Source organism: Polaribacter sp. OB-PA-B3 (assembly GCF_054589375.1).
Genome location: NZ_BAAIIX010000002.1, coordinates 254,563 through 275,953 on the forward strand (window position 1 = coordinate 254,563; position 21,391 = coordinate 275,953).

General features: G+C 29.2%; 22 protein-coding genes. 13 read left to right on the top strand and 9 right to left on the bottom strand.

Annotated features, from left to right (window positions below):
* The first annotated feature begins 119 nt into the window (after window positions 1–119).
* Window positions 120–965, top strand: a complete 846-nt coding sequence (locus ACYPV9_RS04850; protein ID WP_459742006.1) for an AraC family transcriptional regulator — start codon at window positions 120–122, stop codon at window positions 963–965.
* 48 nt (window positions 966–1,013) lie between these two features.
* Here the strand turns inward: ACYPV9_RS04850 and ACYPV9_RS04855 are convergent, their stop codons facing one another.
* The 8 genes from ACYPV9_RS04855 to ACYPV9_RS04890 form a co-directional block, all read right to left on the bottom strand.
* Window positions 1,014–1,928: a bifunctional metallophosphatase/5'-nucleotidase gene (locus tag ACYPV9_RS04855; protein WP_299060451.1), complete on the bottom strand. Its 915-nt coding sequence runs from the start codon at window positions 1,926–1,928 to the stop codon at window positions 1,014–1,016.
* A gap of 2 nt (window positions 1,929–1,930) precedes the next feature.
* Window positions 1,931–2,674, bottom strand: coding sequence for a 5'-nucleotidase C-terminal domain-containing protein (locus tag ACYPV9_RS04860; RefSeq protein ID WP_459742009.1), 744 nt, complete (start codon window positions 2,672–2,674; stop codon window positions 1,931–1,933).
* Between the two features lie 112 nt (window positions 2,675–2,786).
* Window positions 2,787–4,463: a PhoX family protein gene (locus ACYPV9_RS04865; RefSeq protein ID WP_459742011.1), complete on the bottom strand. Its 1,677-nt coding sequence runs from the start codon at window positions 4,461–4,463 to the stop codon at window positions 2,787–2,789.
* Window positions 4,464–4,495: 32 nt separating this feature from the next.
* Window positions 4,496–4,993 (bottom strand): hypothetical protein, encoded by a 498-nt coding sequence (locus tag ACYPV9_RS04870; protein ID WP_459742012.1) that lies wholly within the window; start codon window positions 4,991–4,993, stop codon window positions 4,496–4,498.
* Window positions 4,993–5,133, bottom strand: a complete 141-nt coding sequence (locus ACYPV9_RS04875) for a hypothetical protein (protein WP_459742014.1) — start codon at window positions 5,131–5,133, stop codon at window positions 4,993–4,995. Before ACYPV9_RS04875 ends, ACYPV9_RS04870 begins: the two co-directional genes overlap by 1 nt.
* A gap of 57 nt (window positions 5,134–5,190) precedes the next feature.
* Window positions 5,191–5,469 carry a hypothetical protein gene (locus ACYPV9_RS04880; protein ID WP_459742016.1) on the bottom strand — a complete coding sequence of 93 codons (279 nt, stop codon included), beginning with the start codon at window positions 5,467–5,469 and terminating at the stop codon, window positions 5,191–5,193.
* Window positions 5,469–6,134 carry a GTP cyclohydrolase I FolE gene (folE, locus tag ACYPV9_RS04885; protein ID WP_459742018.1) on the bottom strand — a complete coding sequence of 222 codons (666 nt, stop codon included), beginning with the start codon at window positions 6,132–6,134 and terminating at the stop codon, window positions 5,469–5,471. Before folE ends, ACYPV9_RS04880 begins: the two co-directional genes overlap by 1 nt.
* A complete protein-coding gene (locus tag ACYPV9_RS04890; RefSeq protein WP_299060434.1) occupies window positions 6,127–6,528 on the bottom strand; it encodes a MerC domain-containing protein in 402 nt (133 codons plus the stop codon). The genes folE and ACYPV9_RS04890 overlap by 8 nt, the downstream gene beginning before the upstream one ends.
* An 82-nt stretch (window positions 6,529–6,610) precedes the next feature.
* On the opposite strand from ACYPV9_RS04890, the gene ACYPV9_RS04895 reads away from it, so the two are divergent.
* The 3 genes from ACYPV9_RS04895 (at window position 6,611) to ACYPV9_RS04905 (ending at window position 9,774) form a co-directional block, all read left to right on the top strand.
* Window positions 6,611–6,991: a Fur family transcriptional regulator gene (locus ACYPV9_RS04895; RefSeq protein WP_299060432.1), complete on the top strand. Its 381-nt coding sequence runs from the start codon at window positions 6,611–6,613 to the stop codon at window positions 6,989–6,991.
* 76 nt (window positions 6,992–7,067) lie between these two features.
* Window positions 7,068–9,053, top strand: a complete 1,986-nt coding sequence (locus ACYPV9_RS04900) for a sensor histidine kinase (protein WP_459742020.1) — start codon at window positions 7,068–7,070, stop codon at window positions 9,051–9,053.
* Between the two features lie 103 nt (window positions 9,054–9,156).
* A complete protein-coding gene (locus tag ACYPV9_RS04905; protein WP_299060428.1) occupies window positions 9,157–9,774 on the top strand; it encodes a DEAD/DEAH box helicase in 618 nt (205 codons plus the stop codon).
* Here ACYPV9_RS04905 and ACYPV9_RS04910 read toward each other — a convergent pair.
* Complete coding sequence (locus ACYPV9_RS04910; RefSeq protein ID WP_459742023.1) at window positions 9,771–11,858, bottom strand: flavin monoamine oxidase family protein; 2,088 nt, start codon at window positions 11,856–11,858, stop codon at window positions 9,771–9,773. The two genes, ACYPV9_RS04905 and ACYPV9_RS04910, sit on opposite strands and share 4 nt — an antisense overlap.
* A 190-nt stretch (window positions 11,859–12,048) precedes the next feature.
* Between ACYPV9_RS04910 and ACYPV9_RS04915 the strand changes: the two genes are divergently transcribed.
* The 9 genes from ACYPV9_RS04915 (at window position 12,049) to ACYPV9_RS04955 (ending at window position 21,328) form a co-directional block, all read left to right on the top strand.
* A complete protein-coding gene (locus ACYPV9_RS04915; RefSeq protein ID WP_299060422.1) occupies window positions 12,049–12,633 on the top strand; it encodes a TetR/AcrR family transcriptional regulator in 585 nt (194 codons plus the stop codon).
* Window positions 12,634–12,658: 25 nt separating this feature from the next.
* Entirely contained in the window at window positions 12,659–13,291 is a 633-nt protein-coding gene (locus ACYPV9_RS04920; protein ID WP_459742026.1) for a nitroreductase family protein, read from the top strand.
* Window positions 13,292–13,333: 42 nt separating this feature from the next.
* Complete coding sequence (locus ACYPV9_RS04925) at window positions 13,334–14,491, top strand: iron-containing alcohol dehydrogenase (protein WP_459742028.1); 1,158 nt, start codon at window positions 13,334–13,336, stop codon at window positions 14,489–14,491.
* A 7-nt stretch (window positions 14,492–14,498) separates the two neighbouring features.
* Window positions 14,499–15,302 carry a type 1 glutamine amidotransferase domain-containing protein gene (locus tag ACYPV9_RS04930; protein ID WP_299060414.1) on the top strand — a complete coding sequence of 268 codons (804 nt, stop codon included), beginning with the start codon at window positions 14,499–14,501 and terminating at the stop codon, window positions 15,300–15,302.
* A 97-nt stretch (window positions 15,303–15,399) separates the two neighbouring features.
* On the top strand, window positions 15,400–16,308 hold the full coding sequence (locus ACYPV9_RS04935) for an EamA family transporter (protein WP_459742030.1): 909 nt from the start codon (window positions 15,400–15,402) through the stop codon (window positions 16,306–16,308).
* A 75-nt stretch (window positions 16,309–16,383) separates the two neighbouring features.
* On the top strand, window positions 16,384–16,953 hold the full coding sequence (locus ACYPV9_RS04940; protein ID WP_459742033.1) for a Crp/Fnr family transcriptional regulator: 570 nt from the start codon (window positions 16,384–16,386) through the stop codon (window positions 16,951–16,953).
* A 66-nt stretch (window positions 16,954–17,019) separates the two neighbouring features.
* Window positions 17,020–17,760 (top strand): acyl-CoA desaturase, encoded by a 741-nt coding sequence (locus ACYPV9_RS04945; protein ID WP_299060409.1) that lies wholly within the window; start codon window positions 17,020–17,022, stop codon window positions 17,758–17,760.
* 183 nt (window positions 17,761–17,943) lie between these two features.
* Entirely contained in the window at window positions 17,944–19,569 is a 1,626-nt protein-coding gene (locus tag ACYPV9_RS04950; RefSeq protein WP_459742035.1) for a M14 family metallopeptidase, read from the top strand.
* A gap of 16 nt (window positions 19,570–19,585) precedes the next feature.
* Window positions 19,586–21,328 carry a M14 family metallopeptidase gene (locus ACYPV9_RS04955; protein WP_299060405.1) on the top strand — a complete coding sequence of 581 codons (1,743 nt, stop codon included), beginning with the start codon at window positions 19,586–19,588 and terminating at the stop codon, window positions 21,326–21,328.
* The last annotated feature ends 63 nt before the right edge of the window (window positions 21,329–21,391 follow it).

The window sequence follows — 21,391 nt, forward strand, 5'->3', positions numbered from 1 at the left end:
TAAAGAGTTCACAAACACTTAAATAAGATTAAATTACTCACTTTAGATACTATATTATCCTTAATAAGGTATAATTTTGTATTATTGAATAATTTTAGATTAGAATACAACTATTGAAAATGAAAGTTTTACCCTTTAAAATTCCGAAACCAGAAAACAATGCGCTAATTTACCAAGAGGATATAGAGGTTGTATTTTATGACAAATTACATCAACATGACGAAATTCAAATTAGTTATATTAAAAAAGGGAAAGGCACTTTATTAGTTGGAGATAAAGTTTCTAGCTATTCTGAAAATGATATTTTTATTATTGGAAGTAATTTACCACATGCATTTAAAAGTGATAAAAATACAAATGAGACCTCTAAAATGTTGAGTTTATTTTTTACAGAAGCATCTTTTGGAGATGCTTTTTTTAAATTGAATGAATTAACAGAAATAAAACATTTTTTATCTAAAACTTTACCAGGTTTAGAGATTAAAACCAATAAAAAAAATATTATAAAAAACTTTCTAAAACTAAAAGATGCCTCTAAATTAGAACGATTTATTTTGTTTTTAAAAATACTAAAGGTTTTTTCTAAAGCAAAATCAACACCTCTTTCAACGTTTGTTTATCATAAAAAATATTCTGATATTGAAGGGAAAAGGATGCGGGATGTATTTGATTTTACATTAGAAAATGCTTATCAAAAAATAACTTTAGACGATGTTGCAAGTGTTGCTAACATGACAAAAAATGCTTTTTGTAAATATTTTAAAAAACGAACCAATAAAACTTTTGGTAGTTTTTTGATAGAGTTACGGATAGAAAATGCTTGTAAATTATTAAATACGGATAAAGATTTATCTATTAACGAAATTGCTTTTAAATCTGGGTTTAATAATATCTCTAATTTTAACAGGCAATTTAAAATGTTAAAGCATATGTCTCCCAATACATTTAGAAAGACAACACTATAAATATTAAAGATATAAAAGTTACAAATACTAAAAGCAATTTTTTAGGTACTATACCAAAATTGTGGTGCCGTTAGCAGATTTATTTTTGTTTTCGTCAAAATAGAAATCTATTCGGCCAAGATTAATACCATAAGCACCAACCTGATTTACTAATATGTTTTTATCATCTAAATTTTTAACTATTGTTGGTTTTGGTAAAAAGGTATGTGTATGTCCGCCAATAATTAAATCGATGTCTTTGGTTGCTTTTGCTAAGTTTAAATCAGAAATTTTATTCGGATTATTTTTATAATAGTATCCTAAATGAGATAAACAGATAATCAAATCGCAGTTTTCTTCGTTTTTAAGCCTTTTAGTAATGTCTTGTGTAATTTCTATAGGATCTAAATAGCCAGTTTCTTTGTACATTTTTTTGCCTACCAATCCTTCAAGCTCAATACCTAAACCAAAGATTCCTATTTTAATATCATCTTTTACAATAACTTTATAAGGTTTTACATGCGTATCTAAAACGGTATTTTTAAAATCGTAATTTGCAGACACAAAATCGAATTTAGCATTGGGCAATTGTTTGTATAAACCTTCTATAGAATTGTCAAAATCATGATTTCCAATGGTTGCCACATCATATTTTAACATACTCATAAGCTTAAACTCTAGCTCGCCACCAAAATAATTAAAATAGGGTGTACCTTGAAAAATATCACCTGCATCTAAAAGCAACGTGTTTTTATTTTCTTGTCTAATTTTTTCTATAATGGTTGCTCTTCTTGCCACTCCTCCTCTATTTGGGTTTCTGCTGTGATCAGCATCAAAAGGCTCTATATGGCTATGTGTATCGTTGGTGTGTAAAATAGTTATTTGTCTTTGTGTATTACCAGATATTAAAGGAATCGCCAAACTATCTACCATGGATAATGCAGCTGCACCGCCTAATTGTTTTATAAAGTTTCTTCTTTTCATAATTATAAAGTTACACGGTTATCTATAGTGGCTTTTATGGTATCTGTTTGTTGAAAATAATGGATAATTGCATCTCTAACCTTATAATCAATTTTAGTAAGTTGAATAGGGTTTTTAAAGAAGTTCATACGATCTCCACCACCTTGTAAATAATCTGATGTTAAAACATTATAGGTTTTATTTTTATCAAAATTTTGCCCTTTAATTTGTAAGCTATAAGCATCTTTTTTGATGTGTAATGCAACTTCTTTAGATAAAGGATGTGCACTTTTAGAATCTATAAAATACGTTACTAATTCTTCAATTTTAGCACCAGATAGTTGTACTACAACCAATTCGTTTTCGAAAGGCATTAAATTAAAAGCATCTTCTTGTGTTACATTTCCTTTAGAAATTATAGCACGTAAACCGCCGTTGTTAAACATTGAAAAATCAATTTCTGAGCCTGTTTTATCTTTAAAAATAGCGTTTGCCATCTCATAGCACATATCTGCCATTAAATTACCTAGATTGCTTTGTCTGTTTTCGCTTTTTTTAGTAAAATTATAAGGAGCATAACTCAATACTTTTTCCATTTCACCAATCATTTTTCTAGAATATGGTGCTATAATACTATCAATTTTTGCTGATGATGCTATGGTACTATCAATCGCAATATTTTTAGCAGTAATTTTTGTAAGGTTATTTTCTGTCTTTTTACAAGCTGTAAGCAACAGAAATAAACATATTAAATTGATAAATTTCATTTGAGTAGTGTTGGTTATTTTAAAAATCTAAAATTATACTATTTAATTAATATTTAAAATACAATTATCAAAATGTTTATGTTAAAAAAAATAGAAATAATAAACACTTAAATCACTTATTGAAATTCTCTATTTGATGAAGTCGATTCATTTTTTCAATTAGATCTCCTTTTATAGCAACAACGGTTGGTTTTGGTATATTGTCTTTGTCAAAAGGCCATTTACTAGTTGGATTTTTTAAGTCTTTTGTTTGTTCTCCGGGATGTTGAACACTTAAAAACAAGGTTTTTCCGTCGGGAGAAAACCAAGGTCCTGTTAGTTCTGCATCTGTTGGTGCCGATGCTACTCTAATTACTTTGCCTGCATCTTTACCAAGTCTTGGTATTACAAAAAGACTATTATTTTTAAAAGAAAGATATGGTTTACCCGCTTTGTTCATTGAACTACCAGACATATCAGAGGTAATCCATAAATTACCAGACATATCAAAAGCTAAATTGTCTGGGCAAGAAAAACCGTTTTCTTCTCCTCCTACCAAATACGTAGATGCTTTGAAGTTTAAGGCATCAAAAGCATTGTTTTTTTCTTCTATTTTTAATATGGAACCATGGTAATCACCTTTAGGTTTATTATTGGTTAACGTAATAAAAATATTACCAGAAATAGGGTCTATTTCTATATCTTCTGGTCTATTTAAAGGGGTAGCTCCTAAAATTTTTGAAGCTTCTCTTGCTCTAATTAATACTTCTGTTTGATCTTTAAATTTACTTTTTAACAAAGGTTGATTATCCCAATCTAATGCTAACCATTCTCCTTTTATAGTATTGGCTACATATAAAGTACCTTCTTTTAAAGAACCGGGTTTCGAAGATATAAATTTATACAAATGCTCATCATTTCTATCATCTGCAGTATATGCTACCACACGTTTGTCTTCTAATTCAAATAAAGTACAACATTCATGGGCAAATCTACCAAGTGCTATATGTTTTTGAGCTGAACCATCTTTTGGATTTACTTCTACAACCCAACCATAATGTTCTGGCGGATAATCATAATGGTTTTCCCATTGGTTATAACTTGGTACGTGAGATGGTTTATTAAACTCATCATATTTGGTTTCCCCCCAGAAACCATCATAATTTTCTTCGCAAGTTATAAAGGTTTTCCACGGAGTTATTCCGCCAGAACAATTACTATTGGTTCCTATTACGCTTGTTTTTCCTTTAATGGGAAAATCCCAATTTAATGCTATAGGTGTTTTTGCGGTAATACGTCTATTATATGCATCATTTTGTACTACATTCCAGATGCCGTTTTCTTCTTTAATTCTAACAATAGTACCGCCAACGTTGTACATTTCTTTGTCAACTTGCGCTTTGGTTTTAGCAATAGTGTTATATTTATTATAATTTGATACAAATAAAGGGTTTACATATTCGTGATTTACCCACAGCAAGCCATCTTTAGGATTGTTGTCGTCTAGAGGTATAAAACAAGTAAAGTCATTATTAAATCCGAAGGTATCTTTAGCATTAATTTTGTCTCCCCATTTTATTACAGAATGATAATTTAGTCCTTTGGCTAATAATAAATCGTCTTTTTTAGAAGGGTTAATTCCTTTTAAAGTTAATTTACTTAATTCTTTTAATCGTTTTTTAGAAATGTCTTTAAAATTTTTTGTAGGTGTTGTAAGATTACCGCAACTAGTTAAGAATTGTGGTGCTATAACAGCACCTATACTTAGTTTTCCTACAAATGAAATAAATTTTCTTCTGTTATAATGCATATTATTATGTATAAAACTTTTTAACCAATGTTTTAATTAAAATTATATTTTTTTAAGCAGATTAAATCCGGATAAATATTTTTAAATTTATGTTCTAAATTATGATAAATTTTACCATTAATTTTTACTGATTTAACGCCAATTTTTTCTAGTTTTGTTTTTAATTCTTTTATTTTTAAATTTAAATAATAAGATAAAAGCAAACTTTGATTTATACCTCTAAAAGAACACATTTTAGAATTGTTCTTTTGTTTTTTTATTTCTGAATATAATGTGTTTAAACCTCTTGTAGTAATAAAGTTTTGCTTTTCTATAGCATCAGAAATAATATTGTTTTCATTAGATAAAACAAAAAATATTTTTTTCAATTTATTTTTTAGTACTAACTTTTTAATAGCTTCTAGGTTTTCTTTATTAAATCGAACAGAGTTGCCTAAAGATGTATAAAAATAATGGTTGTTGTTATACGTTTTATTAATTACACGCTCTAGACAATCTGTAGGACATACAAGAAAAAGACATTTTTGCATTATGTTACTGCATTCATTTTATAAGGAAAAGAAGAATGATGTACATCAATTTTTAATTTACCATCAATTAACTTGTAACCAAAAGTATATTCTACTTTAGCTTCATCACCATTTAAATCAGTAAAAAAATAATTACCCATTGCAATGGCACGCTTTTCTTCTAAAATTAAGTTTGTATTTTCAAAACGAACATTTGTTCATGGTTGTATTGCAAAACCATTATCTTCTTCACAAGCACGGTTTTCGCCAGCAATAAAATAAGAAAGAGCTTTTTCTTTTGTTGGTCTAAATTGTTCTATTTTGCATTTTGTAGGTTTAAATAAAACGGGTCCGTTTTTAAAAGAATATAAATCGTTTAAAAAACTATTAGTAAAGGCTTCACATTCTGTTCTATCATTTTTTAAAGATCCAATTTTTACAACTCCACTACCCCAATTATCTTGAGCTTTTAATACTTCTTTTTTTGATATCATCATTATAATTTTTGTTGAGTAATTATTTTTAAAAATTCATTTCGCGTTTCAGAATTGGCAAATTTTCCGCCATATTCTAAAGTAGTTGTATAACTATTTTGATCTTTTATGCCTCTAGATGATACACATAAATGTTTGGCTGTTACAGACACAATTACATCTTCTGTGTCTAAAATTTCTTGTAAATCGTTTAGAATTTGTAATACTAACCTTTCTTGAACTTGTGGCCTTCTTGCGTAATAATCTACCAATCGATTTATTTTAGATAAACCAATTACTTTGCTTTTTGGTATGTAAGCAACATTAGCATAACCTATAATTGGTAAAAAATGATGCTCGCATGCAGAATCTATAGTAATGTTTTGCTCTACAAGCATTTTTTTATACGCGTATTTATTATCGAAGGTTGATATTTTAGGTTTGTTGGCAGGATTTAATCCGTAAAAGAGTTCTTTAACGTACATTTTTGCAACACGATAAGGAGTTCCAGATAAACTATCATCCATTAAATCTAAACCAATTTCTTCCATTATTTTTTTAAAATGATATGAAATGTTTTCTATCTTTTCTTCATCGGTTTTTACAAAAGCATCTTCGCGTAATGGTGTTTTTATGTTTGAAGAGAAATGGTTATTTCCTATAATCTCAATTTGATTTTTATTATTCATTAATACAGCATTTATCTGTTTTACATTTACAATGTTTTCTATTATAAAGGTGTAGAAATACCAAAACCAAAGTTGGAAAATAAATTACAAATTCTGGTATTGGCATTAATTCTAATTTTTCATTAATTATTACAGTAAATAAACCCAACCAACTCATCCATAACAATGGCTTAATTTTCTGCAAATCTGTTGATTTAGCTGTCCAATAAACAGCTAAAAAAGAAATAGTTAAAAATAGATAATCTAAAGATTTCCAAAGTGAAGAAAAATTATCAGGATATTTAAATATTTTAGTTTGACCGATAAAAAGCAACGGTGTTGCGATACAGTGAACTAGGCATAATGAACTAGCATATGTGCCTAATAGGTCAGATTGTTTTTTTAATAATATCATTTCATTTCTTTGTTAATACAACTCAGTTGCAAATGTAGAAATATTATTTGTTATTGCAACTAAGTTGCGTTATATTTGTTTTATGGGAATAATTAGAAAAACTAAAACTGTAGAAATTTTATTAAATGAATTTAATAAAAATGAAGTGGCAATTTCTGCAAAAAAGCTAATAGATGGTTTAGGTAATACTATAAATAAAACAACTATTTACAGAGTGTTAGATAAGTTAGAAGATGACGGAGTTTTACATTCTTTTTTAGGGAAAGATGGTTTAAAATGGTATGCAAAATGTAATGGTTGTTCTTCATCTAAACATACAGACATGCATCCTCATTTTCAATGTTTAAGTTGCGGAAAAGTAGATTGTATTTCTACAAATGTTGTTTTACCAAACATACCGAATAGACAAATTGAATTTTCTCAATTATTAATTCAAGGTAAATGTGAGGTTTGCTGTGCTTAGATTTTAGAAATTTTAAATATTTAAAATGTAAACAAAATGTTTGTTGTATTTTGCAAGCTTAACAAACATTTTACATTTGAAGTTAGTAAGCTTTATTTTTATATTTTTAAGTACGTTTATAAATCTTTATGGTTTTCAAAAAGTAAATAATAACATTGAATTTGTTAAAGATTCTAGTATTTTAAAATCAAATGATAAAATTGTTTTAGAAACGGATTGGAACTTTTATTGGAATCAACTTTTAACACCAGAAAGTATAAAATCTGCTGATGCTTACAAGCAAATATCTTTACAGAATTGGACAAGTTTTTCTCTAAATAATCAAGAAAACTTACCTTCTTTAGGTTTTGCAACTTATAAGAAAACGGTTACAATTGCTAATAATAAAACTACTTTATCTTTATACATTCCTAAAATTTACGCTGCTTCTAAACTTTGGATTAATGGAGAATTAATTTCAGAAATTGGAATTGTTGGTGTTTCTAGAGATAAAACGTTACATCGAAGATTTTCGCAAATAGTACCTTTAAATACAAACGAAACTACATTTGAAATAATTATACAAGTAGCAAATTTTTATCATAGTAAAGGCGGTATTACAGAACCTTTAATTATTGCACCAAGTAAACAATTAATAGACAAAAAAATAAAACGGGTAGTTGCCGATATGATTTTTATTGGTTGCCTTGGGTTTATTGGAATATTTTTCTTGTTTTTTTACATATGGTATTGGAACAAAGATCAAGCTGTTCTACATTTTGCAATTATGTGTATTGCGTTGTCATATATGGCATTAAGTGATCGTTATGCACCATTTACACATCTTTTTAAAACGGTTAATTGGTTGCTTTTAACAAGAATAGAATATATTTCTTTATTTATTGGTGGTTCGGCAGCAAGTTTATTTTTTAATGATATTTTTAAAAAATTTAGACATTCAATTTATGCAAAAGTTATAAAAATTAGTTTTTGGACGCTTACAAGTTTAGCAATTATTTTACCTGCACCCTATTTTACAAATCTGTTGATGCCATTTTTAGTTTTAATGATTTTAAATTTAATCTATGTAGCATTTGTAATTATAAATGTAATATTTATTAGAAAGTCAGAGTCTATTTTGTTGTTAATTAGTATGTTATTAGGGTCTGTTATTTTTATAATTCATATATTTTTCTTTATTGATGAAAATGAATTTGCCATTATTTTTGTAAATTTTGGTTATATCGTAGCGTTTTTACTATTATCTATGCTTTTAATGAATCGTTTTTCGATTTCATTTAAACAATTAGAAGTAGCTAAAGAGTTGGCTGTAAGTCAGAAAAAAGAAATTTCTTTACAATCAGAAAAATTATCTGAAGCAAATTTACAATTAGAAGAAAATTTAAAGTTGTTAGAAAATTACAATACAGAGTTAGATGATTTTAATCATATTGTTTCCCATGATTTAAAATCGCCATTAGTTTCTGTTTATTCTTTGGCTTCTTTTATCGAAGAAGATTTAAAAGACAATTTAGATGATAATACCAAGTATCATTTAAAACTGTTAAAGGATGTTGTTAGCAAAATGGAATCATTAATTAATGGTTTATTAGCGTATTCTAAAGCTGCTAAAGGTAATAAGGTTAAAGCTTCTTTTAGTTTACATAAATTATTAGCAAAGGTTTCTAGCGTTGTAGATTATCAAAATAAAAGTAGTATTCTTTTTCCTGATAAAGATTTAGAAATCTATGCAAATGAAACCGAATTAAGTCATGTTTTTCAAAATTTAATTAGTAATGCAATTAAACATAACGATAAAGAAAAAGCCATTATAAAAATTAATGTCGAAAAGATTACTGAAGGATATTTGTTTAGCATTACAGATAATGGACCCGGTATTGAAGAAAAATACCACGATAAAATTTTTAAAATCTTTAGTCAATTAAAAATTAATGAAGATGTAGAAAGTACAGGTATTGGTTTGGCAATTGTTAAAAAAATTATCAACCAAAATAACGGAGAAATAACTTTAAACTCTAATAAAGGAAAAGGTTTAACAATCGGTTTTACTTGGAAAGTTTAACAAATGAAATTATAGCTAACTAACACATTTAATTGTTAAGCGACATTAATTAAATTGTATATTTGCCCTTACTTTATATAACTGTATTTAAATAGTATTTTAAATGGAAAAGCCTTTTAAAAAATTACACAATCACTTAAAAGAGAAATTAACTTCTTTCGAAATTTCGGTTCCAACAGAGTTTCAAAAAGTGGCAATTCCTGCAATTAAAAGTGGTGCAAATTTATATTGTACAGCTTCAGAAAATAGTGGTAAAACAACAACTTTAATACTTACAACTTTACATAAATTAAAGTGTGAAGAAGATGGGGATGCACCAAGGGCAATCGTTTTAGTAGAAAACAACGAAAAAGCATTAGAATTATACAATGCCTTTTTATTATACACAAGACATACAACTTTAAGAGTTTATTTTGGTGATGAAAAAGAACATATAGACCTTTTAAAATCTGAAATTTTTGAAGGAATAGACATTCTTATTTCAACACCTAAAATTGTAAATAAATTATTGTTACTAGAAGGATTAAATACAACACAAGTAAAAATTTTAAGTATTGATGATGCTTCTTTTTTGTCTCAAAAATCACCATACACAGATGTAATTTCTATTACGCAAAGCATTCATAAATGCCAATTTGTTATTTATGCAGAAAAATTAGATGCTACGTTAAAACGTTTTGAAGCTAATTTTATGGAGTATTCTAGAACAATTGCTGTTTAAACCAATTGTTGTTTCTTTTTAGTTAATGCAATATCTGGTGATGATAATTGTCCCCAGGTAGTTTCCATTTGCTTAATTTTATCATGTGCGCCAGCTTGTTTCAAAATGTTTAAAACTGCGTTGTAAGCAGAATCTAAAGCACCAACAATCCAACCATGATGCACAGAACAACATTCTCCTGCAAAATGCAATGAACCCTTAAATTCTGGTGTTAATAAGGTTGGATATAAGCTTTTAAATTGGCCAGGTTTAAAAAGGGCAAAAGCGCCTCCGTTGGCATGATTATCCCAAAACCAAGTTTTTGTAGTTTCCTCTGGTTTATAACCTGCAAAATGTTCGTAAATATCTACTTCTGGATACAAGTACTGTATTCCTTTTAAACATTCGTTTACTCTTTCTTCATCAGAAAGAGCGCCTATTCTTTCGGCATCTTGCGCCCAACAATAAATTTGTAAAACACCACCTTCTGCATCATATCCATAAGAAGGATATACAATTTGTCTGTTAGATTTGTCTGACACTGCAACACCTAAACCTTTATCTTGCCTTTCACCTAAAGTTGCCCAAAATTGTTTTTTAAAAGTAATAAAAGCTTTAAAAGACGGCATATAATTACATTCTCTAATAGCTCTTGCTTTAGAAAAAGATAAATTATCAAAGAAATTTTCTTTCAAATCTCCGTTTAAATAGGCTCCGTTTGGTAAAGTTGTAATTACATACGGATACTTTTTTTCGATATTTTTACCTTGATTGCGAACTGTCATTTTAATTCCGCCATGACCTTCATATAAATTTTCATCATAATTTATATGTGTAACTCTATGTTCTAAATGAACTCTTTCTTTCTTTTTAGATGTTGATCCTTTTGTTGGTTTAGAGGCATTTGCAGCCGGAACAGTTTTTGGTGGTTTTGCAGCTTTTGTTAAATTTTCTGGAGAATACCCTTTCTTACCATTTAAACCAGGTTTCATACCAATTAGTTCTTGTGCTCTACTTCCGTCTTCTGGTAAAATACCTTTATCTAAATTTAACACTGTTTTACAGGCGTCAGGAAAATGTTGCATCCCTTTATCCATGGTAATCATATAAATATTTTGGTCGGTTGCATCGTACGAATTTTTACTACCATCCCAATCGTAACTAGCCAATATAATTTCTACAAAAGATACCGAATACATACCTGTACCAACATTTAAGGTTTCTAAATAGCTGGCAATATTATAAGGTAAATGCTCTGTTTTTGCACCCATTTCTGGGTTGTAATATTCTCCTAAATCGCCAAGTGTAAATACATTAGTAAGATAAGCCCACATAGAAAAGTTATCAAATTTCATTAACTTTTTAAACCCTTTCGAAAAAGATTGGTTTATAGCAGTAATAAAGGGCTCATTCACTTTATCTAAAATTTTATTAATTGGTAAAAAAGTTTCGGAATCTAGAGTTGTTTCTGTTACCCAAACCATTGGAATATCTCCACCTTTATCTACACCAAAATTTAAAGCATTTAAATTTGAGTCTTCTGCTAAAATAGGTTTCTGCATGTTGTTGTAACGCAATCTTTGTACTGGTGAATTGTAATAGAATTTTCTCCAAATTAAAATGCTGTCTTCTAAGTTGTTTCTTTTTAGAACTGCATTTACAGATAAAGCAAGTTGCTGTACTGGTAACATGTCGTTAGAAAACTGCGGAATTCTCATACCTCCTACTTCACCATACAAACCAGCTTGGTTTTTGTCTTTTGCATTATATTTTGTAGAATACCAAGTATCTATTCTACCGCCAACTCTTTCAGAACTTTCAAATATTTCGAATTCGATATTTAAAGATTGAAGAATTAATCCGGAGTATAAACCTGCAAAACCGCCACCAATAATGCCAACAATAGGTGTATCTTCCTTATCTGAATTTATATGTTCTTTAAAATAATCTGCTCTTTCTCTATCTCTGTGTTTTTGGATAGTGTTTAGATAATCATCTCCATAATTTTCTATTAAAAACTCTGAAAAAGCATTTCTAACAGAAGTTTCTTTAGTATTATCTATTTCTACTGGGTTTGCATTTGGTCTAAAAGGTAAATAACTCATAATTGTATATTAAAGTTTAGTTGTACAAACTTATTTATTATCCAAATTTACTTTAAGCGTATAAATACCTGATTATTAAATTGGTTGTTAAGGTTTAGTATTCAGTTGATTAAAAAATTTTGTTAAGTTTTGTTAAAAAAAAGAATGAACATTCATTTTTTTATTATATTTGCATCATAATTAGAAAACAATGGTAAAACTTCAAAAAAGCATAGACAAAAGAAATGCCTTAATTAAAGCAACTATAGAGTTGGTTAATAATAATGGTTTTCATGCAACACCTATGAGTAAAATAGCTAAAATGGCTAAAGTTTCTCCTGCAACGATCTACTTATATTTTGAGAATAAACAAGATTTGGTTAACAAAACTTATATAGAAGTAAAAGCAAAATACACGGCTTATGCTTTCGAAAATTATAATGCAGATATGTCTGTGGAAGAAGGATTTAAACTGATATGGCACAAAATCGCAGAATTTAAATTAAAAGAATGTGAGAATGCAATGTTCTTAGCGCAATGTGATAATACACCAATGATTGATGAACCAAGTAGAATTGAAGGTATTAAACACTTACAACCTCTACTCGACTTATGGGAAAAAGGAAAAAAACAAAATATCATAAAACCAATGTCAGATTATTTGTTGTATGCGTATGCTATTAATCCGTTGTCATTTTTAATGATTTCTCAAAAAAGAGGTTCATTTACTTTAAATGAAACGCATTTAGATGAAGCCTACGAATCTGCATGGAACAGTATAAAAGTGATCAAATAAATAAATACATATAAATTAGAATAAAATGGAATTATTAGATAAATTAAATTGGAGATACGCTGCTAAAGCAATGAACGGTGAAAAAGTATCAGAAGATAAAATAGAACGAATTTTAGAAGCTTCTAGATTAGCTGCAACATCAAGTGGTTTACAACCTTTTGAAATTATTGTTGTAAAAAATCAAGAAATTAAAGAAAAAATTAGACCTATTGCTTGGAATCAATCTGTAATTACAGACTGTTCTCACCTTTTAATTTTTGCTGCATGGGATACTTACACAGAAGAAAGAATTAACTATATGTTCGATTTAACCAACGAGATTCGTGGTTTTAAAAACGAAGGTTGGGAAAATTACAGACAAATGTTATTAAGTTCTTATCCGCAAAAAGATGCAGACGAAAACTTTAATCATGCTGCAAAACAGGCGTACATTGCTTTTGCACACGCAATTATTGCTGCTGCTTATGAAGGTGTAGATGCAACACCATTAGAAGGATTTGACCCTGCTGCAGTAGATGAAATTTTAAACTTAAAAGAAAAAGGTTTAAAAAGTGCCGTTTTATTGCCTTTAGGTTATAGAAAAGAAGATGAAGATTGGTTGGTGAACTTAGTTAAAGTTAGAAAACCTATGGAAGATTTAGTAACTGTGATAGAGTAATTCTGTCATCAGTACTAATTATTAACACTATAAAAGAAAACAATGAACAATTTTGATTTTAAAAATCCTACTAAAATTATTTTTGGAAAGGATACAATAAAGAATATTAAAGAAGAAATTCCTGCAGACGCTAAAGTATTATTACTTTATGGTGGCGGAAGTATTAAGAAAAACGGAATCTATGAGCAAGTAAAAACTGCTTTAGCTAATGTTGATGTAATCGAATTTGGGGGAATTCCTGCAAATCCAGAATATGCAACATTAATGGATGCTTTAAAAGTTATTAAAGACGAGAAAATCACCTATTTATTAGCTGTTGGTGGCGGTTCTGTAATAGATGGTACTAAATTTTTATCTGCAGCAGCGGTTTATGATGGCGATACACCTTGGGATATTTTAACTAAAAATATTAGAACAGAAAAGGGAATGCCTTTTGGTACTGTTTTAACACTACCGGCAACGGGTTCTGAAATGAATTCTGGAGCCGTAATTACGAGAGAAGAAACAAAAGAAAAATTAGCTATGGGTGGTCCTGGCTTATTTCCTGTTTTTTCAATATTAGATCCTCAAGTAATCACATCGATTCCTCAACGTCAATTAGCTAATGGTTTAACCGATGCTTTTACACACGTTTTAGAGCAGTATATGACATATTCTGTTGGAGCATTGTTACAAGATAGATTCGCAGAAAGTATCTTACAAACATTAGTTGAAGTTGCACCAAAGGTTTTAAAAGATCCTACAGACTACCAAGCTGCATCTAATTTTATGTGGAGTTGTACAATGGCACTAAACGGTTTGATACAAAAAGGAGTTCCTGGAGATTGGGCAATTCATATGATGGGCCATGAATTAACAGCATTATTTGGTATTGATCACGCAAGAACTTTAGCAGTAATAACACCAAGTCATTACAAATATAATTTTGAAGCTAAAAAAGAAAAATTAGCGCAATATGGTGAACGTGTTTGGAATATTACTGAAGGAAGTATTGATGATAAAGCATATGAAGCAATAGCAAAAACAGAAGCCTTTTTTCAAGAATTAGGAATCGATACAAAACTATCTGATTATACAGATAATTTTGAAGGAACTGCCGAAGAAGTAGAAAAACGTTTTACAGAGCGTGGTTGGAAATTAGGAGAACGTCAAGCTTTATTGCCAGAAGACGCGAAGAAAATTGTAAGAATGGCTTATTAAATAGATAATGAAATTTATAAAAACGATTGCTTTAACGCTAACAATTGTTACAACTTTAGGTTGTAAAAATGATAAAAAGAAGTCTTTAGAAGAAAATTCTGAGGCAAAAATAGAAACTAAAATAAATAAAAATATGAACGTATTATTTGTATTAACATCTCATGATAAATTAGGAGATACAGGAAAAAAAACAGGATTTTGGGTAGAGGAATTTGCAAACCCATATTACACATTATTAGATAAAGGAGCTACAATTACAATTGCAACACCAAATGGAGGCGCTGCACCTATAGATCCAAGTAGTGATGCACCAGATGCAGCAACAGAAGATACAGATAGATTTAACAAAGATGAAGAAGCAAAAGCTAAAATAGCAAACACTAAAAAGTTGTCTGATATGAATGCAGATGATTTTGATGCTGTATTTTATCCTGGTGGTCACGGACCATTGTGGGATTTAGCAAATGATACAACTTCAATTGCTTTAATTGAAAAGTTTAATGTACAAAATAAACCAGTAGCTTTTGTATGTCACGCTCCTGCTGCTTTAAAAAGCGTAAAAGGAACTGATGGAGAGCCACTAGTAAAAGGTAAAAAAGTAACTGGTTTTACAAATACAGAAGAAGATGCTGTTGGGTTAACTGCAGTTGTACCATTTTTAGTTGAAGATATGTTAAGTGCAAATGGCGGTATCTACTCTAAGAAAGAAGATTGGGCTGCTTATGCAATTCAAGACGGTAATTTAATTACGGGTCAAAATCCTGCTTCTTCTGAGTTAGTAGCAGAAAAATTATTAGAAAGTTTAAAATAATTTAAACTAAAATAAAAAATGAAGGTTGTCGTTTATCGGCAACCTTTTTTTATGCAATTATTTTCAATAAAATAGTTCAAAAAACTATCTTCGCGCCATGTGGATGTATTTAGGTTTATTGGCTGCACTTTTTTTAGGATTACATAATTTATGTAAAAAACATGCAGTACAAGGTAATGAGGTTTTTCCGGTTCTATTTGGTACAATAGCTTCTGGTTTTTTAGTGCTTTTACCATTTTATATTATGTCAATCTTTTATCCAGATTACACAAAAGAAATTGGTTTTTATATCACTTCAATTCCTTTAAAAACTCATGGTTTTATTTTTATAAAATCAATGATTATGGCCGCTTCATGGGTATTGGCATATCAAGCATTAAAATTTTTACCAATAACAATTGTTGCACCTATTAGATCTGCTGGACCTTTTTTTACGTTTATAGGCGCCATTTTAATTTACAATGAACAACCTACTTTTTTACAGTGGATTGGCTTTTTCTTAATCATATTTTCTGTAATTCTTTATTCTAGAGTTGGTAAAAAAGAAGGAATTATTTTTAAAAAGAACAAATGGATATTTGCTATTATTGGTGCTACTTTCTTAGGCGCTTCGAGTGGTTTGTATGATAAGTTTTTAATTCAGAGTTTGATGTTAAATCCGCAGACATTACAATTCTGGTTTTGTTTTTATACGGTACTTATCTTATTATTAATTTTAACAATAACTTGGTTTCCATATTCAGAAAAAAGAAAAGCGTTTAAATTTAGATATACAATTATTGGTGTTGGTATTTTACTACAAGCCGCAGATTATTTTTATTTTAAAGCATTGCAAGATCCAGAAGCTTTAATTATGCTTTTATCTGCAATTAAAAGAAGTCAGTTAATTATTGCGGTAGTTATTGGAGGTATTATATTTAAAGAAAAAAATAAACGTAAAAAATTAGTGCCTTTAGCAGGTATTATGATTGGTGTTTTCTTGATATTGTATACTACCGGATTTTAAAATTTATAACACCTACTCTACTCTTTTTAAGAGGAAGAACCCTATATTTGTAAAGAATTTTAAGGGTTTTTAAAAGTGGATCAAATAAAAGAATATATCAATCAAATCGCAGACATTTCTGAGAAGGATTGGAACTTCTTTACATCTAAATTACAGCGAAGAGTAATTCCGAAAAAAACCACTTTTTTAAAAATCAACGAAATAGAAAATCATATTTCTTTTATAGAATCTGGTGTTGTCAGATTATTTATTCCTAAAGAAAATCCAGAGAAAGAAATTACATTTGGTTTTAGTTTCGAAAACCAGTTTATAAGCGCTTATGATTCTTTTTTAACACAAAGACCTTCGTTATATCAATTACAAACGCTTACAAAAACTACAATTTTAAGCATTACGTATAAAGATTTGCAAGAAGTTTATAAAACTACACAAATTGGTAATTTAATAGGACGATTAACAGCGGAAAGACTTTTTTTAATAAAATCTAAAAGAGAACAAAATTTGCTAAACTTAACAGCAGAAGAACGTTATTTACAACTATTTAAAGAAAGACCAGAATTGTTAAAAGTTATACCATTAAAGTATATTAGTTCTTATATTGGTGTTACTGCGCAAGCACTAAGTAGAATAAGAAAAAGAGTATAAAATTTTTATTGATTTGGGTTCATTGTTTTGCTTTTGATATCAATTTATCTTTGCAAAAAAACATAAATGATTATAGTTTTATTTGTAATAATTCTTTGGTACGGAGGCTTATTTTTTCAATCTTTCTTTTTACATCGTTATGCTGCACATCAGGTTTTTACAATGTCTAAAACCATGGAGCGTGTTACGTTTATTTTAACTTGGTTTTTTCAAGGTTCTAGTTATTTAAGTGCGTATGGGTATGGTATTATGCATCGTATGCATCATGCGTATACAGATACAGAAAAAGATCCACACTCGCCTTCTTACGATTCTAATTTATTTGCAATGATGTGGAAAACAAAAACAATTTATCAGCAAATAAATCAACAAAAAATACCAGTAGATAGTAAGTTTACTAAGAACGTACCACAATGGAAAAGCTTTGATAGCTTTGCAAGTTCTCGTTTTTCTAGATTACTTTGGATTGCTTTTTACATTTTATTTTTTGCTTATTTTACAACTGCTTTATGGCAATGGTTTTTATTACCAATTGCACTTTTAATGGCACCAATTCACGGAGTTATTATCAACTGGTTTGGTCATATTTATGGGTATGTAAATTACAAAATGACTAATACGAGTAAAAATCTATTTCCTTTTGATTTTTTAATGATGGGAGAAGGATATCACAACAATCATCATAAACACGCAAGTAGTGCAAATTTTGGGGTAAAATGGCACGAAATTGATGTAACCTATCAAATTATTAAAGTTTTAGACTTTTTTGGTTTTATAAAGCTAAAACCTGTTTCAATAAAAAAATAAACCTTCTTCAACATAATAACAGAATTTCTGTTTTTTAGTAGAATTACCACTTTTTAGCTTAGAAATGTTAAAATCTGTTAAACAATCCTTAATATTTTGGTCTAAAGGACATTAAAGAATGCATTATATATAGAAAACAATATATTTAAACATAATTATTTAAATTAACCAAACTTAACAATTATGTTTAATAAAAAACGAGCATCTCTCTTTTTTATAGGGATGACAATTTGTTTTACTACGTTACAAATTTCGGCACAATCCGATTATAGTAATTACAGTAAACTTACTCAAAAAATCAAATCACTTCAAAAATCGAATGCTACTAATGCTAAATTAGAAGAACTAACAACTACAATTGGTGGTCATAAGATTTGGGCATTAACTTTATCTAAAGGAAAAGCAGAAAATAAACCTGCAATTGCAATTGTAAGTGGTGTAGATGGTTCTCATATTTTAGGCCCAGAAATGGCTATAAATATTGCTGATAATATTCTAAAAAATCATGCAAATATTTTAGAGAAAACTACTTTTTACATTTTTCCTAACATGAGCCCTAATGCTACAGAAAACTATTTTTCTTCTTTAAAACATTATAAAAATGGTAATGCTAAAAAGACAGATGATGATAGAGATGGTGCTGTTAATGAAGATTCTTTTGATGATTTAAATAATGATGGTTTGATAACCATGATGCGTGTAGAAGATATTACTGGTGATTACACAAAATTAAAAGATGATGAGAGAATTCTAGTAAAAGCAGATATTAATAAAGGCGAAAAGGGAACTTATAAATTGTTTAGTGAGGGAATTGACAATGATAAAGATGGTCTTTTTAATGAAGATGGTAAAGGCGGAATTTTATTTAACAAAAATTTTAGCTACAATTACCAATACTTTACGCCTGGTGCTGGAGAACATCCAGTTTCTGAAAAAGAAAATAGAGATTTACTTTCTTTTCTTTACGATCGATGGAATATTTTTGCCATTGTTACCTTAGGCCCAGAAAACAATTTATCAACGCCTTTAAAATATAATGCATCTGGTGCAAAAAAACGAGTTGTAACTAGTGTTTTAAAACAAGATGCAGCGTTAAATAAATTCTTGTCTGATAAGTATAACAAAATTATTAAAGCTAAAGATGCACCAATCTCTAAAGGAAAAGGTGGCGATTTTTTTCAGTGGTCTTACTTTCATTTTGGTAAACTAGCATTATCAACACCTGGTTGGTGGGTACCTCAAGTAAAAGATTCTGCTAAAAAAGCATCAAAAAATAAAGTTGTTAATTATTTAAGATGGGCAGAAAAAGAAAATATTAAAAATGCCTTTGTAGATTGGACAATGGTTTCTCACCCAGATTTTCCTAATAAAAAAGTAGAAGTTGGTGGCATTGCTCCTTATAAAATGTTAAATCCGCCATACAAAATGGTGGCAGATATTAGTAAAAAGCACACAGATTTTATTATAGAATTGGCAAAAATGCAACCTAATATTAGACTTCAAAATTTAACATCAGAAGCTGTAGGAAACGGTATTACAAGAATTTCTGTAGACGTACACAATACCGGTTTGTTACCAACACATACAGAAATGGGAAAAAGATCTAGATGGTTAAGAAAAATTAAAGTTGCCATAGGTTTAAACAAGAATCAAGAAATTATTAGCGGAAAAGAAATTACATTATTAAATAGTATTGATGGTGACAGTTCTGTAAAATTTTCTTGGTTAATAAAAGGAAATGGTAGCGTAACATTAGAAGCAGGAACGTCGCATACAGGTGTAGATTCTGCAACAATAAAATTGAAATAAATAAAAATTAGAAAAGATGAAATTCAATAGAAATATATTAAAATCATTGTTGCTATTATTTTTATTTCCATTAGCAATTGGTGCACAAAATAGTTCAGAAGTTTTTAGAGCAGCAGGATCGCCTCATAATCCAAAAGTTCAAATTTCTTTTAATAGATATTATACATCAGAAGGTTTAGCTGCTTTAAGTAAAAAAATTGCTGATGCACATCCTAATTTAGTAAAAAGACAATCAATTGGTAAGTCTGCTTTGGGCAAAGATATTTGGATGTTAGCAATTACAAACTATAAACAAGGAAAAGCAGATAGAAAACCTGGTTTTTATTTAGACGGAAACATTCATTCAAATGAAATTCAAGGAGGAGAAATAAGTATATACACTGCTTGGTACCTAACAGAAAATTTTAACGAAAACGAGTATATAACCAATATGCTAAATGATCGTATTTTTTACATAGTACCAACTATAAATCCTGATGCAAGAAACGATTTTATGAAAGAAGCAAATACCGGAAGTAGTCCAAGATCTGGTATGATTCCTTTAGATGATGATAGAGACGGTAAGTTTGATGAAGATGGATATGATGATATTGATGGTGATGGATCTATTACCAGAATGAGAAGAAAAAGTGATGATGGCAATTATATTGTAGATCCTTTAGACCCAAGAAAAATGATTGCAATTGGACCAGATGATGTTGTAACAACACAACGTTACGAATATTTAGGTAACGAAGGTATTGATAATGATGGTGACGGAAGAATAAATGAAGATACACATGGTTATTACGATCCAAACAGAGATTGGGGTTGGAAATGGCAACCAGATTATATTCAGCGTGGTGCATACAAACATCCTTTTTCGTTACCAGAAACTAGAGCTGTTGCAGATTTTGTTTTAGCGCATCCTAATATAGCAGGCGCGCAAAGTTTTCATAATTCTGGCGGAATGATTTTAAGAGGTCCTGGTGCACAAGAAGATTTGGCAACATATAATAGACAAGACATCAGAATTTATGATGCTATTGGAAAAAAAGGAGAAAAAATGTTACCTGGTTATCGATATTTAACTGTATATAAAGATCTTTATTCTGTATTTGGTGGCGAATTAGATTGGTTTTATGGTAGTAGAGGAATTTACACATTTACAAATGAAATTTTCACCTCTTTTGCCTATTATAAAAAACAAGGAAGAGACAGAAATCAAACTTATGATTTTGATAAAGAGTTATTAATGGGAGACGCTTTTACGCCATGGAAAGAGTTTGATCATCCAACATACGGAAAAATAGAAGTAGGTGGTTTTAAAAAGAATTTTGGAAGAGCAACACCAGGTTTTATGTTAGAAGAAGAAGCACACAGAAATATGGCATTTACGTTTTACCATGCACAACATATGCCTAATTTATCTATTTCTAATATTTCTGAAAAGAAAATGAGTGGTGGTTTAAAAGAAATAACCGCTACAATTAAAAATGATAGATTGATGCCAACGCATGCTAGTCAAGATTTAAAATACAATATCACTAGACCAGATTATATATCTATTTCTGGTGTTAATGTTATTGCAGGTATGTTGGTTACTAATGAAGATTTTAATGTAACCGAAGAGCAAAAAGTAAATCCGGCTAAATTAAGGGTAAGAAATATTCCTGGTAACGGTGTTGTTAAAGTTCGATGGATAGTTAAAGGCAATTCTAAATTTACAATTACGGTAGACAGTGCAAAAGGAGGTTTACTAAGTAAATCAAATAAGTAAAGTTTATTTTTATAAATTTAAAAAGCCCATCTTTTAAGATGGGCTTTTTTTATGTTTGGAGTT

Excerpts from the sequence above, each read along its gene's own strand:
- ACYPV9_RS04850 (WP_459742006.1), top strand. The coding sequence starts at position 120 with ATGAAAGTTTTACCCTTTAAAATTCCGAAACCAGAAAACAATGCGCTA.
- ACYPV9_RS04855 (WP_299060451.1), bottom strand. The coding sequence starts at position 1,928 with ATGAAAAGAAGAAACTTTATAAAACAATTAGGCGGTGCAGCTGCATTA.
- ACYPV9_RS04860 (WP_459742009.1), bottom strand. The coding sequence starts at position 2,674 with ATGAAATTTATCAATTTAATATGTTTATTTCTGTTGCTTACAGCTTGT.
- ACYPV9_RS04865 (WP_459742011.1), bottom strand. The coding sequence starts at position 4,463 with ATGCATTATAACAGAAGAAAATTTATTTCATTTGTAGGAAAACTAAGT.
- ACYPV9_RS04870 (WP_459742012.1), bottom strand. The coding sequence starts at position 4,993 with ATGCAAAAATGTCTTTTTCTTGTATGTCCTACAGATTGTCTAGAGCGT.
- ACYPV9_RS04875 (WP_459742014.1), bottom strand. The coding sequence starts at position 5,133 with ATGGGTAATTATTTTTTTACTGATTTAAATGGTGATGAAGCTAAAGTA.
- ACYPV9_RS04880 (WP_459742016.1), bottom strand. The coding sequence starts at position 5,469 with ATGATGATATCAAAAAAAGAAGTATTAAAAGCTCAAGATAATTGGGGT.
- folE (WP_459742018.1), bottom strand. The coding sequence starts at position 6,134 with ATGAATAATAAAAATCAAATTGAGATTATAGGAAATAACCATTTCTCT.
- ACYPV9_RS04890 (WP_299060434.1), bottom strand. The coding sequence starts at position 6,528 with ATGATATTATTAAAAAAACAATCTGACCTATTAGGCACATATGCTAGT.
- ACYPV9_RS04895 (WP_299060432.1), top strand. The coding sequence starts at position 6,611 with ATGGGAATAATTAGAAAAACTAAAACTGTAGAAATTTTATTAAATGAA.
- ACYPV9_RS04905 (WP_299060428.1), top strand. The coding sequence starts at position 9,157 with ATGGAAAAGCCTTTTAAAAAATTACACAATCACTTAAAAGAGAAATTA.
- ACYPV9_RS04910 (WP_459742023.1), bottom strand. The coding sequence starts at position 11,858 with ATGAGTTATTTACCTTTTAGACCAAATGCAAACCCAGTAGAAATAGAT.
- ACYPV9_RS04915 (WP_299060422.1), top strand. The coding sequence starts at position 12,049 with ATGGTAAAACTTCAAAAAAGCATAGACAAAAGAAATGCCTTAATTAAA.
- ACYPV9_RS04920 (WP_459742026.1), top strand. The coding sequence starts at position 12,659 with ATGGAATTATTAGATAAATTAAATTGGAGATACGCTGCTAAAGCAATG.
- ACYPV9_RS04925 (WP_459742028.1), top strand. The coding sequence starts at position 13,334 with ATGAACAATTTTGATTTTAAAAATCCTACTAAAATTATTTTTGGAAAG.
- ACYPV9_RS04930 (WP_299060414.1), top strand. The coding sequence starts at position 14,499 with ATGAAATTTATAAAAACGATTGCTTTAACGCTAACAATTGTTACAACT.
- ACYPV9_RS04935 (WP_459742030.1), top strand. The coding sequence starts at position 15,400 with ATGTGGATGTATTTAGGTTTATTGGCTGCACTTTTTTTAGGATTACAT.
- ACYPV9_RS04945 (WP_299060409.1), top strand. The coding sequence starts at position 17,020 with ATGATTATAGTTTTATTTGTAATAATTCTTTGGTACGGAGGCTTATTT.
- ACYPV9_RS04950 (WP_459742035.1), top strand. The coding sequence starts at position 17,944 with ATGTTTAATAAAAAACGAGCATCTCTCTTTTTTATAGGGATGACAATT.
- ACYPV9_RS04955 (WP_299060405.1), top strand. The coding sequence starts at position 19,586 with ATGAAATTCAATAGAAATATATTAAAATCATTGTTGCTATTATTTTTA.